Here is a 16375-nt window from a genome sequence, read left to right on the forward strand (position 1 = left end):
CTTCGCTCCGCGAAGACAACGCGCCGCCGCTACGCGGCGGAACACTCGTGATGCTCCGCATCACTGACCCTGCGTCACTCCGTGACGCAGGACGGCCGCTCCGCGGCCGAAGCTCGGTTCGCTTCGCGATCCGAGCTTGCGAGAGCCCGCTCCGCGGTCTCTCGCGAACGGAGTTCGCTCCGCGAACTCCTAGGGCTGGCTGCGTATAAGAGGCTGATGCAGCAGTTTAGGGTTTTCCGAAGTCTTTAGTATCTGCCGATTCACGCCGACGCATGCCTCTCCTCTGCGGGCGAGAGGGTATGGGCCTCCCGTGTCTGAGTAATTGTCAAATCCTGTGGATCGGTGGGTTGTTCATGCCGCGACGGGCTCGGGGCGTTCGACGAGGTGGCCGCGTTCGAAGCGGGCTCCGGCGCGGACGAGGGCGACGAGGTGGGGTGCGTTCACGGCTCGCCAGCGGGTCTGTGCGGATTCGACGAGCTTGAACACCATGGCCAGGGCGGCCCCGCGGGATCCGGCGCCCTTGGTGACCTTCGTCCGCAGGCGGACGGTCGCGAAGGTCGACTCGATCGGGTTCGTGGTCCGCAGGTGGATCCAGTGCTCGGCGGGGAAGTCGTAGAAGGCCAGCAGCTCGGCCTCGTCGTCGGTGACTTTCCTGACGGCCTTGGGGAACTTCGCGCCGTACTGTCGGGCGAACATGGCGACGGCTTCGGCCGCATGCTCGCGGTCCTCGGCGTTGTAGATGTCCTGCAGGGCCTTCTTCGCGGCCGGCTGGGCCGACTTGGGCAGGCTGTCCAGGACGTTGGCGGTCTTGTGCACCCAGCATCGCTGGTGCCGGGTTTCGGGGAAGACCTCACTGAAGTTCCCCCGCGGTTTCGGACACTCGATGTTTACGCTGCGAGGGCGTGACCTTGTTCGTGCCGCTGCCGTGCTTCGAGCGGGGTGACATAGCCCCACTTCGGGTGCTTGCGCAGGCGCCGACGGTTGTAGAAGGTCTCGATGAAAGTGAAAATCTCGGCCCTCGCGGCGGCCCGGTCGGGCCAGAAGCGGGTGCCGATCTCTTCTTTCAGCACGGCGAAGAAACTCTCTGCCGCGGCATTATCGTAACAGGAACCAGTTCTTCCCATACTCTGCCTCAGCTGCAACTCGCGTATTTCGCGGCGGAGTTCGCTGGAGGTGTATTCGCTGCCGCGGTCCGAATGCGCGATGCACCCGGGCTTGAGCCGACCGCGGCCGGCGGCCATCTTCAGCGCGTGGGTCTGGTGCAGGTTTGGGTGACAGGTTCAGTCACGCGGCCTGGAGGGCCGGTGCGGTCATGACGATCTCGAATTCGATGGGGGTCAGCCGGCCGAGCGAGGCTTGTCTGCGGCGGCGGTGGTAGGTCCTCTCGATCCAGGTCACGATCGCGATCCGCAGTTCCTCGCGGGTGGCCCACGATCGGCGGTCGAGGACGTTCTTCTGCAGCAGGCTGAAGAAGGATTCCATGGCAGCGTTGTCGCCTGCCGCCCCGACCCTCCCTATCGATCCGACGATCCGGTGCCGGTCGAGCGCCCGGACGAACTTCCGCGACCGGAACTGCGATCCGCGATCGCTGTGCAGAATGCACCCGTCGACGTGTCCACGCCGGGCCACCGCGTTGTCGAGGGCCGTGACGGCCAGGCGGGACTTCATCCGCGTGTCGATGGAGTAGCCGACGATCCTCTTGCTGAAGACGTCCTTGATCGCACAGAGATACAACTTCCCTTCCCCTGTGACGTGTTCGGTGATGTCGGTGAGCCAAAGACGGTTCGGGCCGTCGGCGGTGAAGTCACGGCGGACCAGGTCGTCGTGCACCGGCGAGCCGGCCTTCCTGGTCCTGCCGCGTTTCTTCCCGAACACGCTCCACCAGCGGTTGTCCCGGCAGATCCGCCACGCGGTCCGGTCGGCCATCGCGGCTCCCGAGCCGCGGGCCTCGTCGGCCAGGAAGCGGTAGCCGAATTCCGGGTCCTCACGGTGGGCGTCGAACAGTGCGTTCGCGCGATGAGCCTCATGCAGCACGGCATCGGTCACCGGCTGGTCGAGCCACCGGTAGTAGGGCTGTCTGGCGAGCTTCAGGACCCGGCACGTGACCGTGACGGGAACCCCGTCCGCGGCCAGCCTCTTCACGAGCGGGTAGATCCTTTTCCCGGAAGATTCGCCTGTGACAGGTAGGCCGCGGCCCGGCGCAGGACCTCGTTCTCCTGTTCCAGCAGCCTGATCCGCTGACGCGCGGCCCGCAGTTCCGCGTTCTCCTGCGTGGTCGTGCCGGGCCTCACTCCGTTGTCGATGTCCGCGCGACGCATCCACTTCCACAGCGTCATCGCGTGCACTCCAAAGTCGGCGGCCACCTGCTCGACCGTCACGCCCGGGCCACGGTTCCTCGCGACCCTCACGACGTCCTGGCGGAACTCTTCCGGGTATGGCTTGGGCACAGCGACATCCTTCCCACCCGCCCCACAGGGCAAGCCAGTTCAGATGTCACCCGATCGTGCACCAGACCCCGTCGGCCACGAGAGTGGCGCGGTGATGATCGGCCATCGAGTAGCCGGTCACCTCGCGGGTGGCCAGGTCCAGCCAGGTCGCCAGATACAGCCAGCCCTCCGCGGTCGCGATATAGGTGATATCGCCGACAAGCTTGGTTCCTGGCGTGTGCGCGGTGAAGTCCCGGCCGATGAGATCCGGGGCGGGCACGGCCTTCTTCTCCTGCCGGGTCAGGCCACGGCGCTTGCGACGGGTAACGCCGTTGATGCCACGCTCACGCATGATCCGCTCGACCCGCTTGCGGTTCACCGTGCGCCCAAGGCGCCGGAGTTCGGCATGGATACGCGGGGAACCGTACGTGTGCCGGGAAGCGGCATGGAGCACGGTGATCTCGTGCGCCAGGGCGTCGTCGTCGGCCAGCCGGGCGGCGCGGGACTTCGCCGCTGCCTGCCAGGCGTAGAAAGAGGAACGGGCCACGTTCAGCAGCCGGCACAGGAAAGCAACGGGGTGGGTGGTCTTCTCCGCCTCGATGAACGCGTACACCTCGCTCATCGATCGCTCTCCTTCGCGAAGAAGACCGTCGCTTTTCGCAGGACCTCGATCGTCCGGGCCTGCTCGGCGGCCAGTTTCCGCAGCCGCCTGAGTTCCTCGCGCTCCTCACTCGTCAGCTCGCCGGGCTGCCCCTGGCCGCGGTCGGCCCTGGCCTGCCGGTACCAGCCGCGCAGGGACTCCGAGCTCACCCCGAGCTCCCGGGCGACCTCGGTCACCGTCTTCCCGGAGGAATCGACCAGCGCGACCGCGTCCCGCTTGAACTCCGCTGAGTAACGCTTCGTGTACTTACTTCCCACCTGGCACTGCTTTCCCTGGGCTCACACGTCCCAGTGTCCAGGTGTCCGGAGCTGCGGGGGAACTTCAATCGTCGGGGTGACCGTCGCCCCCGACGAGCCCAGCTGGGACGCTGTTCTCGCAGCACTGCAGTGCGTCATCGACCGGCGCGAGCCGTACGGGCCTGCGGACGGGATCGTCCCCGCCGCGATCCGCATCGGCCGGGGTAAGGAGTTCTGGTGCCAGGCGGTCACGAGCGCGATGGATGCCCTCGCCGTGGCCATGGTGGACCTGCCTGCTTACACCCCGCACCTGAAAGGCACCGTCGAAGCGCTCAACAACGCGGCCGAGGAGGTGCACTTCACGGTCCTGCCCCGCTACACCCGCCGCCAGAAACCCGCCAGCGGGCGCAGTGCTACCCCGGACGCCGGGGAGAGCGTCGTCCTGGTGGCCGCCGTGTCGTCCCCATAACTCCACAACGGCCACCACTGGCGACCTTACCTGGCCTCTGTCATCACAATGCCGACGCTTCCGACAGCTTTGGGCCGCTCACCGGCCTCCCCCATGAGCACCATAGATAGACTGCTTTCTCCAGTTTTTTGGCCATTGACCCCGCCGCAAGTTACTGTCACAATCTCTCATGAGGGTCGATTCGTGTGCCGCTGAGCACAGTCTCCGACTTCCTGTAGATTCCTTTGTGTTTGCGTCGCAATTTTGGCCGTGCACCCACCCTGCCCCCGGGTTCAAGCCCGTGTGGAGCTACAAGGGCGGGTATAGCAAGCAGCCCGCAGCGTGAGCGACGGTATACGCAGTCTTACTGCCCGCGAAACCGCCTTCCGACGAGGATGCCGCCGGGTATTCAGCGGGCTCCGCTGCGACAGTCTGATCTGGTCGCGGGCGCCGGGTACTGCTGCGTCTCCTTTTGCTTGCCGGTCCGAAAGCCTGGTGCCGGGTTGCGGGTCCACGAGTATGTCAGCGAAGAGAGCCATCCCATCTGTACTGCATTTTCAGGGTTATGACCGTGTGAGGATGCCATGGATGTTCTTGAGCAGCAGCTTTTGGATGCCTTGTCCGTTGCAGTGGATTCCGAGGAGGTGCGCCAGTTCCGCCTTCTGACGAGCGCGGAAGCCGCAGAACTTGCCGGTGTGACGCCGAGTTGCATCCGGCAGTGGGTGAAGCGGGGACACCTGCGGCCGACTGCCCGGAACTTCAAGAGCAGGGCGTGGCTCTACCGGGAGGACCACGTCCTAGTGGCCGAGCGGGCGCGTCGGGTGAAACAGGCGCCGGGGCCGTCTGGTGCGCAGCATGTGTCTGTTCCGTCGGCGGAGTGTTCACGGAACCGGTATGGGCTGTGAGTGCGGCCCGGGCCTCGGTTTATCTTCAGGGTGTTCGCTCAGCCGGACGGTCGAGGGTGCCATCTGTGCTTTTCTCCAGCTGAGTGGGCAGCGGTGCGTCGATGCCGTAGCCGCGAATCTTGCGGTAGATCGTGGCCCGTGAGATGCCGAGGAAGCGTGCTGCCGCGGCCCGGTCTCCGTGTGACGTCTTCAGGGCCCGCACGATGGCGTCGTGCTCGGCGGTCTCCCACGGGGAGAGCACCCGGCCGCGGTCGTTGCCCAAGTCTTCGGGCAGGTGATGCGGCAGCAGGAGGTTTCCGTGGCAATGGTCTGCTGCCGCCCGCAGGCAGCGTTCGAGCTGCACCACGTTGCCGGGCCAGGAGGCATTCACCAAGGCCTTCATGGTGTCGGGCCGGCAGGTCAGGGCGGGGTGCCCCGTGCGGTGGGTCAGCAGGGCGGGGACCAGGGCACGTACGTCCTGCCGACGGTAGCGCAGCGGAAGGACTTCCAGGGTCTGGTGAAAGGACAGGGTGAAGTGCTCCACAGTCTTGCGTTCCCCGCCTGCCGGTGGCAGCGCTGCCATCGCGTTGCGCCACTCGGACAGGACGGGGAGCGTGATCAGGCCCACCACCCAGATGTTCCCGGCCTGTCCGTTCGCCCGCAGTGAAGTGAGAAGGTCGCTGATGTCCGCGGCGAGGGGGGGATCGGCGACCTGCAGGTGGGACAGGACCATCGTTGCTGTCCCACCCCTGATCTCCTTGGCCACTGCCGCGAGCCATGTCCTGGGGCTGCGGGAGGCCTCCCTGGCGTCCGCGACGCAGAACCGGGACTGTCCCGCGGCGTATCTGTGGGCCGCGCGGATCAGGGTTCGTTTGCCTACGCCGGGCTCGCCCATCACGAGGGTCCACGTGGCGCTGCGCCGGGCGGCGACAAGCCGGGCGCCTGTCTCGAGCCAGTGTTCTGATTCTCCGGCCAGTCCTGGCAGAGGGGCGAAGGGTTCCGTGCGGGGCTGTTTTCTGCTGCTGTGCTGCTGGCTGAGGAATTCGATGAGGTATCCCTGGATTTCCCCGTGTTTCTGGAGCAGGCTCGAGCGGGCCTGCACCAGGCGGTGGGAGGGGAGTTCGATTTCCCTGACCTGTCCGCCCGGGCTCCCTGCGGATGTGCAGGGGTGGACAGTCAGTTGTCTCAGCTGCCAGTAGCGCTGGTCGCCGAAGAGGCGTACGGCTGCTTTGTTGGCGACCACCAGGTCGTCGGTGAGCAGGACGAGGGGCTGCCGCTTCCTGGACGGCATGCCCAGGAACTCCTGGAAGGCTTCGCTCTCAACGCGGTGGGCGAGTTCCTGCAGGCGGTGGGAGATTCCGTCGGCGGTCTGCCGGGCCAGCGCCAGCATCAGAGGGTGGAAGTCCTCTGTCCGGCAGGCCAGTGCGAGCACGCCTTCCAGGGCACCCGTCACCTGGTCGTGGATGGGCGCCCCGGCGCATGCCAGCGGGTGGAACAGCTCTGCGACGTGCTCGGCCCCGGACACGCAGCAGGCGTGGCCGGTCTCCAGGACCGTGCCGACCGCGTTGGTGCCGACTGTCTTTTCCGCGCAACTGCAGCCGGGGACCAGGGAGATCTCGTCCAGGAGATTTCCGGCGGAGGACGAGAGATCACGACGGCCTTGGATGCGTGCGCAGGCGTCGGCCATGACGACCGAGATGTCTGCTTCGCCGAGGAAGCGGCACAGGGTATCGAACGAGGGGCGCGCGGCTTCCATGAGGCGGCTGTCCTGACGAACCCGGCGGGGTTCCGGAAGGCCCGGCGATGCACCGGGGTTCACGCCCCACAGGCGGCAGCGGCGCCACGAGGCGCGGATGTGTTCGGGAGGTTCAGACACTGCTACACCACATGACTTCCATCGTCGCTTGCGGAATAGATGCAACTTCTGGCCATCCCGTGCGCTCCGGTGAATCAGTACGCCATGACTGGCCCCTGGCCCCCGCGGACACACGCAGACGCGACACAGCCGCCCTACGAAAATGAACACCATTAAGGAATACATGCCATATTGTATGAATGTCGCATGTCCAGGGATGAGACTCGGCGCATTCCTCAAGCTGCCAGGGGCATACCGACAGTGCACCTTCCCTTGGATGCAGCTTGGATCAAGCACCCGAAAAGGAGCTTTTCATGCCGCTGTTCATGGATGAATCGAGAATCCCTTCGGAAAGCTGGCCGGCCGACCAGGCGCACAGCCACCCCACCGCATTCGTCGCCGAAGGAACCCGGAGGGCCACCGCAGATCTCAATGCGGCTCTCAACGCCCTCGAATACCTCATCATCCAGGTCAAGGATGTACATGAACCCCCGTCGGGAATCCAGGCGTGCTTCTCCCAGGCGTTCAGCGACGTCCAGCTCGCCCTGGCCAGGAGGGAGATCCTCGAGAGACTCGGAGGAACCCTCACCAGGCTCTCCCCGGACACCCCATGTGCGTCACCCGGGCAGACCCCTCGGGCAGGAAGCGCCGGGGAGTCCGTAAGCAGCACCGTCATCTACGGGTAACGACAGGTACATACCGGCTCGGCCGGGATGCGGGCGTGCAACGGACCGCCGCCATGGTGCAGCCGCCGTTCTCAGCTACGGCTGCACCAAGCCCGGCACCACCCCGACAAGACCACCGGATGCCACAGGCGCTCCGGCATCACGGCCCAGCGCGACCCGCTAACGACACCGGCCCGGGCTTTGCACGTACCCCATGCGGGATGGCAGGGGTCATGAGCACTGCTTGCTGGAGGAGTCGTTCCACACGAGCGGCCCCAGCACCGCGGCCTTGGTCACGTGACTCCGCATCTCCGTGTTACAGCCGCCCCCTCCCCCCACCGGCCTCATCGCGTGGATCTCCTTACTCTCGTCCCCGATCACGCCGAGACTCAGCCCGCTCTGGTCACTGGAGACCAGTCCGCCGGCTGGCATACCCGGCGAAGGGTCAGCGGCATGGGCCGGAACCGCCGCAGCAAGCCCGGCCCCCGCCAGGGCCGCACAGACTCCTACCGAACGGGCGATTCGAACAAATGAATCCATTTTCTCCCTCTCGAACAAGAAGGTAATCCGACACGCCTACAAACGAACCCCACCTCTTCCGGTTACTCACATCGAGTAAAGGGATATTAATTTTTAATCGCCCAGCACGCGGCGACCGGGGACCAGGTTTTCGATTGAACATGCAGGAATTGCCATACTCCGGACGCGGCAACAAAACCGGCTGACCGACAAGTCGCCCGGGTGCCCGCAGACGGCCCGCCCCCGCCGCACCGCAACCTCGGCAGCGCCGGAGGGCCAGCGCTGGCCACCGCGCACTCACCCACCCTCGCCAGCTGAGAGCCTGGCAGTCGGCAGGGCCGGCCACTGCACTCAGGCCGCCCTCCAGTACCCGCTGCGCGCCACCTCTGAAGCCAGCAGCCACGCAGCACAGACCCGCGGGCCGGAAAACCGGCATCAGCACATCGACCCGGAAGTGCACTGTCCGCTCAGCCACGCCTTTCCGGGCACCTCCCGCCCACGGCTCCAGCGGAAAGCACCCGAAATAGGATAGAAAAACACACCCCATCCTGGCATAAAAATACCACCCGGCGCGAATGCGCCAGAAAATAAAAAGAACCGAAAATCCCAGGAAGGAGGCGATTGTCCATTCAGATGCGTCAGGAAATTTAGCGAAAGATCCCGCGTGTCCATCGCCGGAGGTTCTGTCATGCGTTTTCGTTCTGCCGTTGCCCCTGTTTTCTCAGCCTTGACAGTTGCCATTCTGACAGCCACCCCTGCGGCCGCCGGAAACTGTCCTGTCATTGACCTCAGGATCTCCGTCTCCCACGCGGGAATCAACCCCAAACCGTCGTGGGAGAGAACAGACACACTCCAGTGCATTCCTCCTGGCGGAACACACGAGAACCCTGTTGCGGCATGCGATAAGCTGCGCGAAGTCGGTGGAAATCTAGACCGCCTCAAGCAGGCAGCAGACGGCATGGGCGGCGTGTGCACCTTGCAGTACGAGCCGGTGACGGTCCAGATCGATGGAGAGCTGAAAGGGAAAAAAGTCCACTGGACGTACATATACGGCAATCCATGTCTGATGCATCAAGCAGCAGACGATCTGTTCACGCTGCCATCGAGGTGACCCTGCTCAACCAGAAAGACAGGGCGAGATCGGCTACTGCAAATGCGCACCTCATCGTCGCCACGGAGTGAACGCGTAAACCTGTCACCAGCCCGACCCGACAAGGTGCTGTGATCCTCGTCCGGCACCACTCTATTGCCGCCGCCTCGCTCGGACCCGCGGATGACAAAGCGGTCCAGCCCTGGCTGACCGGGGTTCCAGCGGTTCCCTCACTCATAACACTGGCGTCGACCGGTACTGGCCTGAGCCCGTTCACGACCTGGCCGCCAGCTTTGCCCGCAGAGCGCCTGGCGGTCCTCAGGCCCAGACCGCCCCGACGGATCCGTCGCCGTCTCGGGCACCATGGCCCACGCCGCCGAGCGCCGCCCAGGACACTGCCCCGGCATCGACCACGTCGCCCGTGCCTCGGCGCCCTCCCCCGCCCGATTCGGCCGGCTGACCTCAGCGCCGACGGGCCCGCAGGGCCATAACCAGCCCGGCATTGAGGAGCCAGCACCGTATGTTTCACCTCGGCCCGACCGAGTAACTCCTCGCAACCAGCACCACTTATCGGAAACAACGCTCACCGCTCAGGCCCGGACAGAACGTGCTGACGACCACTGCCACATGTCCACAAGGCGGGACAAGCTGTCAACGAGGCAGAGGGCTGGCGGGAGTGGTTCCGACCTTGGTCTGCCCCGCAACGAGGCGGGACACCCGATGAAGTTCCGTTCAGGAGATCTGCCGGTCCGGTATGGGGAGCCTCCTGTGCCAGCGAGTTGAGTCTTCGAGCTTCTCCTCCAACGCATGGACCCTTGTGCGGTGCGCGCATCACCGCCATCGCTCGATCAGCAACCACTCTCAAAGAGCTCAGCTCTTCGCGATTCCCCTTGTCCGGGTGCCCAGTCCTGCGCCGCCGTCTGAAGCCGTAGCCGCGAAACCCTGCCGTTCGCCGGTGCTCAGCACCCTGCGCGTACTGAGCACCGGACGCCATACCACATGAAGCAAGACCTGCAATCAGCTACGACAAACATGAACCCAGCCCCATCATTTCACGCAGAAAGAGTTTAACGTCATGGCAATTCGCCTCCCCGCGCTCGCCGCAGCTGTTCTCATCGCCGGAGCGATCGGCCTAACCGCTGCCCCAATGGCCTCAGCATCGGATGTCCCCCGGCAGAAGATTGAAGCGGAAATCGCAAAGGAGCTGCCCAACGCTCCCAGTCTTTCCTGCAGCAACAATATGGCCGGAGCGATTACGCTGAAGGCGAATGTTCGCCTTCGCGCCCTGAACGCAGGGTCTTCCCCGCGCATGAATCAGAACACGACCATGTGCAGCAACATGACAGGTCTGGTGACCGGAGACATCATGATCGACGCCGATCTCCTGAACGCAGGCTAAACCTGGGCGACTTCGTTCGGGTGGCCTCGGCAGCACCGAGGCCACCCGAACCAGTGGACCTCACCACAAGCCGTCCATGGCAATAGCATAGAAGCAGGACGATGGCTGCCCATTCCCGGAATCAGCAGCAAGCAGAAGGCGCTTGTGGAGATTCGCAGGACAGGCAGTCGTCTGCGCCCCCGCGCCCATCAAAAGCCTGCGTCTGGCAGTAAGAAGCAGGGGCATGCCAGCCAGGCCGGAAGGACTTGCCTCACGCCCCGGAGCTCATGTGTGGTGGCTGGCGTAATGCCAGCCACCACACTTGTCCGGTACGGCCAGCCCGCTGGAGTCAGCCGGGCCGATTGGCAGGCTGGGGTTTCGGAACTGTCACAACTCCACAGTGCAGGACCTCAACGCCGACGGAGATCACCGCCTTGCGCCGTACGGCGAGTACCCTCCCATCTTCTGGCACCCGTGGCACCCGCTGCTCCCCCGCCCTCCTGTCATCAGTCAGGTTGTCCGTTCACAGCCCTCCATTCATCACTCGTCCAGGAATTGTGGCAGTAGTTGCAGGTGACAGTCCGGTCAATCGAGACGCACAGGGATCTGAGATTGCACTTGGGGCACGGTTCACCGAGTCGGGATGCCGTATCCGACCAGCCCAGCAGTCGGCGGGAGAATTCATGCAAGAGCAGCAGTCGACGGGCATAGCGTGCACCTGGCTCCGTGGCCGCCGGGCCGGGAAGACTCCTGTCCAGGGAGTCACAAATCTTCTGTACGAGCGTTCCTGGTCTCACGGGCGGGGATGGTACCGATTTTGCCACCGAGTGCAGCCCCCAGTCGTAGACGGTTTTTACGCACAGGCGGACGTGGTCGACTATCACAAGGTCGATAGGTGGAGCGGCTCCAGGGAAATAGGACGCTATGCGGGGCAATGTCTGCAGGTTTCTTCCGGGGAACTTGCGCCGCATCTCGGCGTGAAGATGGGCGTAGGACTCGGGGAAATGTGACAACGTATGGCGCAAGCGGTGCAGGCATCTTGAGCATGGTGATGCGTCTGATTCTTCCTGGCATATAAGACATCGGTTCAGTCGATCACCTCATCAGTCCGTCTCGCGACTAAGGGGCAGGGAAAAGAAGAATAGGCGCTGGGGTCATTGTGGCTGTATGCGGATGAGATCGTATCCCTGTGGTGTGGTGTAGTGGGCCCGGGTGATGCCTGCGGCGTAGAGTGCGAACTGGCAGCGTCGGCAGGGGCGGGCGAGCATCGGGCTGCCTGCGCGATCCACTCGGGCTACGTAGAGAACAGCTCGCGGCGCTTTCCTGACCCGGCGTACTATCACTTCCTCGGCGTGAAAGCTGGCGTGTCTGTAGTCAATGCTCGGACTGTTGCGGGGGACGTTTGACGCCAGGACAAGCGTGCGCCCGCCTTGCACAAGGACGGCACCGACTCTGAATCGGCACCGAGAACGTCTTGCCTGCTTCAAGGCCAGAACAAAATGAGATGACTTGGCGATCTCTCCTCCCGTTTCTGGTGATCCTGCGGAGACGTGCAGGGCATACCCGCAGCCCTGCCGAAATGAACGCGTTTCAATCTGGAACTATGGTTCGTCTCGCCACTCTAACGGAGTATTTAAACTCTTGAAGGAAGTTGCGTGAGTTTCCGTCCGACCGTCGTCATAACATGTACGGAACGGCGGCGGAGATTGCCGGGACTTCCCTGCCATCAAATGTCCCCTCAGCAAACCCACGTTAATCGAATCATCACTGCTCCCCCTGTCGCCACGGAACGGCTGGCATCAACGGCGATCGTCGCAGCCTGGTGTTGATGCCGCTCTGCTGGCCGGGGCAGTACGCCACTGCCCCGGAGGAGGTCGGAGCACAGGGCTGAAGAGGCACAGCCGCCTGCTGCGAAGACTCTGTCAAGGGGCTTCGGTGCCCTGTCGGCACGCGCAGTGGGGGCTGCCACAGCGGCCCCCACTGCGCGCGCCATTCGCGGCATTGCCTGGAGGAGCCTGGTGATTTGCCATGCTTTCGGCTCCGGCAAGCAGCCTGCGCGCTGCCAGGTACGTGGGTTCGCTGCCTGTGTCCCGGAAACGGTGTATCCATGTCGCAACTGTCTTTCACCAGCCCGCCTTCCGCTGTTCCGGCGTTGTTTACAGGTACCGGCAGATCCCGAGTTGATGCCCCTCGGTGGTGCACGCGCCTGGCCGCCGTCGTGCTGCTGCTTTTTTTCCTCCCCGTGCTGGTTTGTTCGGCTGTTGCCGTCAAGGTGACTTCCCGTGGCCCTGTCTTCTTCCGGCAGACCCGTCTGGGACTGGGCGGTGTGCCTTTCACTCTGTGGAAGCTGCGCACGATGTACCCCGATGCCGAGGCGGTTGCGAAGGATCTCCGAGCGCGCCACGGGTGGGGTGCTGTCCCGTTGTTCAAGCTCGCCCGCGACCCGCGTACGACCGTTGTCGGACACTGGCTGCGCCGTTCCTCCGTCGACGAGCTTCCCCAGCTGATCAACGTCATCAGGGGAGAGATGGCTCTGATAGGCCCTCGTCCCGCTCTTCTTGAGGAAGCGGCACTGTGGGAGCGACGGCACTACGAGCGGCTGCTGGTGCTGCCGGGCATGACCGGCCTGTGGCAGGTGTGCGGCCGTTCTGCGCTTTCCTGGCGGACCGCGATGGCCCTGGATCTGCACTACGTCTGGCGCAGGAGTCTTTCGATGGATGCGTGGATTCTCTTGCGGACCGTGCCCGCCGTACTCCGGGGACGCGGCGCCTATTAACTGTTGCCGGCTTCAAGGGGGGAAGCATGCGGTTCGCTGTTCGGGGAGGGGGCAAGCCTTCGCCAGTGGCCGACGGCCGCGAACGGGTGCTGCATGTGGTGGAATCGTACGGTGGCGGGGTCGCTGCGGCGATGGGCAGCTATCTGGCGGCCGTGCCTGGTGTCGAGCACTGGCTTCTGGTCCGGTCCCGTCCCGGCTGCCCTGTCGCCTTGCCGGTCCAGGCTCGCGCAGCGGAGGTGTTCACGCTGCCGGATGGTCATCTGGCGCGGGTGCGTGCTGTTGCGGCGGCCTATGACTGGCTAAGCCCGCAGTGGGTGCATGCCCATTCGTCTCTCGCGGGTGTCTACACCCGGCTTGCGTGGAACATTCCGGCCAGGGCAATTGTCTATACCCCGCACTGTTACGCCTTTGAGCGTCTTGATATATCCCCTTGCGTGCGTCTGGCCTGTCTGCTGGCCGAGGGTGTGCTCGCCCGGCGGACCGGGACGGTGGCGGCCTGCGGTCCGCGGGAAGCGGAGCTCGCCGCACGGCTGAACCGTGCGCAGCGTGTGGTTCATGTGCCGAACGTGGCGCCGTCTGCGGTGTCCGGGGCAGAGGGGGCTGTGGCCGGCTGGTCCGGGGCTCCGGCCGGGGGCCGGCCAGTGGCTGTTGCGGTGGGTCGGGTGTGCCGGCAGAAGGACCCTGTGTTCTTCGCGCGTGCTGCCGCCTGTGTGCCGGGTGCGCTGACATGGGTGTGGGTAGGGGATGGCGGTCCGGCCCGCGGGGTGCTGCAGGACGCGGGAGTGACGGTAACGGGCTGGCTGCCGCGTTCTGAGGTGCTTTCTCTTTTGCGTTCGGCGGATGTGTACGTGCATACGGCTGCCTGGGAGGGTGTTCCGTTGTCTCTTCTGGAAGCGGCTGCGGCGGGGCTTCCTGTGGCGGCGCGTGATATTCCTGCTCTGGCTGCTCTGTGTCTGCCTGATCTGTCGGGTACTCCGCAGGAGCTGGCGGCCACGGCTGTGGCTCTGGCTTCTGAGGGGCCTGCGCGGGAGCGGCACCGTGTGAGGCTGGCTCACGCCCTGCGCCGCCATACGCCCTTGGTGCAGGCTGCGTGCCTGGAGCGGGTATACGGGCTGCCGTCTTCTCCATCTCAGGGGTCGGTGGGTGTGGTGGGGGGGCTTCGTGTCGCTGTCAGTTCGAAGGTTCTCACCCGCGCGTGCGGGGGGAACAGCACGTATGCCGTGGCGGTGTACGAGCGGCTGGCCCGGCGTGGTGTGGAAGTAAGGCCGTTGTGGCCTGGTCTGGGCAGGACCCGCGGTCTGCGGCGGGCCTTTGCCTACGGTGTGGCGGATGGGTTCTTGGCTTCGTCCAGCTGGGCCGCGGGGGATGCGGACGTGGTGCATTTCCCTGCGGACACCGGGGCGCTGTGGCGTGCGGGTGCTGTCCCTGTGGTGGCCACGGTGCATGGGGTGGCTTCGTTGCATCACGCGGTGCGGCGTCCCGTGGCGGCGCGTGTGTGGCAGGCGCGTGCCGGGAGGCTCGCCGGGATCGCTGATGCGGTGGTGACCGTCTCGCGCTCGTCCGCTGATGATCTGATGCGGGCTTTCCAGGTGCCTGGTGACCGTATTCATGTGATCCCGCACGGGGTCGATGCCGGCCGTTTCCATCCGGATGCCAGCAGGGACGCTCCGGTGCTGGAGCCGTATCGGCTTCCTGACCGGTTTCTGCTGTATCTGGGGAATCTGGAGCCGCGGAAGAATCTCCGGGCGCTGGTGGAGGCGTTGGAGGACCGTCATCTGGCGGGCGTGGGGATGCCTTTGGTCGTGGCGGGGGCCCGGGCCTGGGAGGCAAACGCCACGTTCACGGCGATCGCCGCCTCGCCTCGTACGCGGTATCTGGGGCCTGTTCCCGACAGTGCCGTCGGGCCGTTGCTGCGGGCGGCGACGGCGTTCGTTTTCCCTTCGCTCTATGAGGGGTTCGGGCTTCCGGTGCTCGAGGCGATGGCCTGCGGCACGCCGGTGATCACGACCCGTGCCGGGGGGCTGCCCGAGGTCACCGGCGAGGCCGCGCTGACGGTGCCTGACCCGACACCCGGGGCACTGGCGGCGGCTGTGGCCGAGCTGCTGGGTGATGACGCGCTGGCCGCGCAGTTGCGGCGGGAGGGGATGGCCCGTGCGCGGGCCTTTTCCTGGGAGGCGTCAGCGGCCGCGCACCATGAGCTCTTTGCTTCTGTGGCTGACCGGTGGCCTGGCCGCAGGCGGTCTGCTGTCCGATGTTGACCGAGGGGGAATCCGGATGATCACTGTGATTCATGCCTATAGCCGGGGCAACCCGGGTGACGGGCTGCTGGTGGATGAGAGTCTGATGCTTCTGGCCCGCTTGGGGGTCGCGTTGCCGGACATCCGCGTCGTTGCTCTCGAGCCTGGCTCGTTCGGGCCTCTCCCCCGTGCCGTGGGTCTCGGGCCGCCTCGAGCCGACGGCCTGCGGCGGCTGGCCGGTGCGGGTGCGCTGCTGGCGGGTCTGCCGCACCAGGTCCGCACCGCCATCGCCGGGGCACGCGCCGTGGTAGGGGTGGGCGGCGGTTACCTGCGCACGGACAGCCCGTACTCGGCGGCGAAAACGCTGCTGGCTCACGGGGGGCAGCTGCGGGCGGCCGCTGCGGCGGCCGGACGGGGTGCGCGAGTGCTGTATCTGCCGGGCAGCATCGGCCCGCTCACCGGTGTCACCGGCGCGCTGCTGGCACGGTGGCTGCATCGTGTCCCTCATCTTGCTGTCCGTGACGACCGCAGCCTGGCGCAGATACCCCATGCCCAGCGTTTCCCCGACATGGCTCTGCTGCGCCTGGCCCGCAGGGGCGTTCCCTCGGCGTCCCGGCCAGGGTCCGGTGCTGCGCTGCTGGCGGTGCGTGCGCTGCCGCGCCCGGGTGCGTACATGCAGCGGCTGCGCGGGCTGCTGCGCGCGTCGGCCGCGAGCGGCGGCATGGTGCCGGCGGTCGCGTCGCGGGCAGGAACTTCCAACGATGACCGGAGGTTCACGGCCGGCGTGGCGTGGCTGCCGGGATGTGGTCAGGAGCTGATGCCGCTGGAGGAGGCGCTGCGCGCGCTGCGGCCTGCGGTGGTGGTCTCGGTGCGTCTGCACGGGGCGCTGGCCGCGTTGTTGGCGGGTGTTCCGGCGATTCATCTGTCCTACGAGCGCAAGGGCCTGGCTGCCTTCGAGGACCTGGGGCTGGGGGCGTGGCTGCATCCGGCGCGTTCGTTCAACCCGTATGTGGTGCAGGCGCAGGTCGATGCGCTGCGGGAGGATGCGGGCCCGTACTGGGAGCGTGTGGCGGCGGCGGTGCCGCGGTTGTTGCGTCAGGGGGCGGAGCTGGACGAATTCGCGGCGTGTGCCCTGGGTTTGCGTGGGGGTGCGCGTGTCTAGGACAGAGGGGACGGAACCGGGGCAGGAGACAGGGGCGG

Annotated in this window: 14 protein-coding genes and 1 pseudogene; 8 read left to right on the forward strand and 7 right to left on the reverse strand. The window is 65.7% G+C overall.

What is annotated here, in order from left to right; translation table 11 throughout:
• Nucleotides 1-351: 351 nt before the first annotated feature.
• The 5 genes and pseudogenes from K6I34_RS14695 to K6I34_RS14715 all read right to left on the reverse strand — a co-directional run.
• Nucleotides 352-852, reverse strand: a pseudogene (locus K6I34_RS14695) (transposase); the annotation flags it as partial.
• A gap of 35 nt (nt 853-887) precedes the next feature.
• A complete protein-coding gene (locus K6I34_RS14700; protein ID WP_229326123.1) occupies nt 888-1241 on the reverse strand; it encodes an integrase core domain-containing protein in 354 nt (117 codons plus the stop codon).
• Nucleotides 1242-1284: 43 nt separating this feature from the next.
• Nucleotides 1285-2447 (reverse strand): IS3 family transposase gene (locus tag K6I34_RS14705; protein ID WP_229326125.1). Its coding sequence is split into 2 segments (ribosomal slippage): nt 1285-2172 and nt 2175-2447, totalling 1161 coding nucleotides; the frame shifts between segments, so codons are not numbered across the junction.
• A 46-nt stretch (nt 2448-2493) separates the two neighbouring features.
• Nucleotides 2494-3048: an IS3 family transposase gene (locus K6I34_RS14710; RefSeq protein WP_229326127.1), complete on the reverse strand. Its 555-nt coding sequence runs from the start codon at nt 3046-3048 to the stop codon at nt 2494-2496.
• Nucleotides 3045-3344, reverse strand: a complete 300-nt coding sequence (locus K6I34_RS14715; protein WP_229326129.1) for a transposase — start codon at nt 3342-3344, stop codon at nt 3045-3047. The genes K6I34_RS14710 and K6I34_RS14715 overlap by 4 nt, the downstream gene beginning before the upstream one ends.
• Before the next feature lie 76 nt (nt 3345-3420).
• Here K6I34_RS14715 and K6I34_RS14720 point away from each other — a divergent pair, with 76 nt between their 5' ends.
• Nucleotides 3421-3792: a hypothetical protein gene (locus tag K6I34_RS14720; protein ID WP_229326131.1), complete on the forward strand. Its 372-nt coding sequence runs from the start codon at nt 3421-3423 to the stop codon at nt 3790-3792.
• Nucleotides 3793-4355: 563 nt separating this feature from the next.
• On the forward strand, nt 4356-4676 hold the full coding sequence (locus K6I34_RS14725; protein WP_308294010.1) for a helix-turn-helix domain-containing protein: 321 nt from the start codon (nt 4356-4358) through the stop codon (nt 4674-4676).
• Nucleotides 4677-4701: 25 nt separating this feature from the next.
• Here the strand turns inward: K6I34_RS14725 and K6I34_RS14730 are convergent, their stop codons facing one another.
• Nucleotides 4702-6411, reverse strand: coding sequence for a sigma-54-dependent Fis family transcriptional regulator (locus K6I34_RS14730; RefSeq protein ID WP_229326133.1), 1710 nt, complete (start codon nt 6409-6411; stop codon nt 4702-4704).
• Between the two features lie 413 nt (nt 6412-6824).
• Here K6I34_RS14730 and K6I34_RS14735 point away from each other — a divergent pair, with 413 nt between their 5' ends.
• The 3 genes from K6I34_RS14735 to K6I34_RS14745 all read left to right on the forward strand — a co-directional run bounded on the left by K6I34_RS14735 (nt 6825) and on the right by K6I34_RS14745 (nt 10183).
• Nucleotides 6825-7196 (forward strand): hypothetical protein, encoded by a 372-nt coding sequence (locus K6I34_RS14735; RefSeq protein WP_229326135.1) that lies wholly within the window; start codon nt 6825-6827, stop codon nt 7194-7196.
• A 1162-nt stretch (nt 7197-8358) separates the two neighbouring features.
• Entirely contained in the window at nt 8359-8805 is a 447-nt protein-coding gene (locus K6I34_RS14740) for an SSI family serine proteinase inhibitor (RefSeq protein WP_229326137.1), read from the forward strand.
• A gap of 1054 nt (nt 8806-9859) precedes the next feature.
• Nucleotides 9860-10183, forward strand: coding sequence for a hypothetical protein (locus K6I34_RS14745; protein WP_229326139.1), 324 nt, complete (start codon nt 9860-9862; stop codon nt 10181-10183).
• A 1133-nt stretch (nt 10184-11316) separates the two neighbouring features.
• On the opposite strand, the gene K6I34_RS38880 is transcribed toward K6I34_RS14745, so the two are convergent.
• The gene (locus K6I34_RS38880; RefSeq protein ID WP_374230922.1) at nt 11317-11757 is read right to left on the reverse strand and encodes a hypothetical protein; all 441 of its coding nucleotides are present in this window, start codon (nt 11755-11757) and stop codon (nt 11317-11319) included.
• 512 nt (nt 11758-12269) lie between these two features.
• Between K6I34_RS38880 and K6I34_RS14750 the strand changes: the two genes are divergently transcribed.
• From K6I34_RS14750 to K6I34_RS14760, 3 genes are all read left to right on the forward strand, one after another.
• Nucleotides 12270-12938 carry a sugar transferase gene (locus tag K6I34_RS14750; RefSeq protein WP_229326141.1) on the forward strand — a complete coding sequence of 223 codons (669 nt, stop codon included), beginning with the start codon at nt 12270-12272 and terminating at the stop codon, nt 12936-12938.
• A gap of 65 nt (nt 12939-13003) precedes the next feature.
• Nucleotides 13004-15196 carry a glycosyltransferase gene (locus K6I34_RS14755; RefSeq protein WP_229326143.1) on the forward strand — a complete coding sequence of 731 codons (2193 nt, stop codon included), beginning with the start codon at nt 13004-13006 and terminating at the stop codon, nt 15194-15196.
• Between the two features lie 16 nt (nt 15197-15212).
• Nucleotides 15213-16337: a polysaccharide pyruvyl transferase family protein gene (locus tag K6I34_RS14760; RefSeq protein ID WP_229326145.1), complete on the forward strand. Its 1125-nt coding sequence runs from the start codon at nt 15213-15215 to the stop codon at nt 16335-16337.
• Nucleotides 16338-16375 lie beyond the last annotated feature (38 nt).

It is taken from the genome of Streptomyces sp. UNOC14_S4 (assembly GCF_020740835.1).
In the GTDB taxonomy this organism is placed as follows: domain Bacteria; phylum Actinomycetota; class Actinomycetes; order Streptomycetales; family Streptomycetaceae; genus Streptomyces.

Bases quoted from the DNA above. Each gene is read 5' to 3' on its own strand.
- K6I34_RS14700 (WP_229326123.1), bottom strand. From the start codon at position 1,241: ATGGCCGCCGGCCGCGGTCGGCTCAAGCCCGGGTGCATCGCGCATTCG.
- K6I34_RS14710 (WP_229326127.1), bottom strand. From the start codon at position 3,048: ATGAGCGAGGTGTACGCGTTCATCGAGGCGGAGAAGACCACCCACCCC.
- K6I34_RS14725 (WP_308294010.1), top strand. From the start codon at position 4,356: ATGGATGTTCTTGAGCAGCAGCTTTTGGATGCCTTGTCCGTTGCAGTG.
- K6I34_RS14730 (WP_229326133.1), bottom strand. From the start codon at position 6,411: ATGGAAGCCGCGCGCCCCTCGTTCGATACCCTGTGCCGCTTCCTCGGC.
- K6I34_RS14735 (WP_229326135.1), top strand. From the start codon at position 6,825: ATGCCGCTGTTCATGGATGAATCGAGAATCCCTTCGGAAAGCTGGCCG.
- K6I34_RS14745 (WP_229326139.1), top strand. From the start codon at position 9,860: ATGGCAATTCGCCTCCCCGCGCTCGCCGCAGCTGTTCTCATCGCCGGA.
- K6I34_RS14750 (WP_229326141.1), top strand. From the start codon at position 12,270: ATGTCGCAACTGTCTTTCACCAGCCCGCCTTCCGCTGTTCCGGCGTTG.
- K6I34_RS14760 (WP_229326145.1), top strand. From the start codon at position 15,213: ATGATCACTGTGATTCATGCCTATAGCCGGGGCAACCCGGGTGACGGG.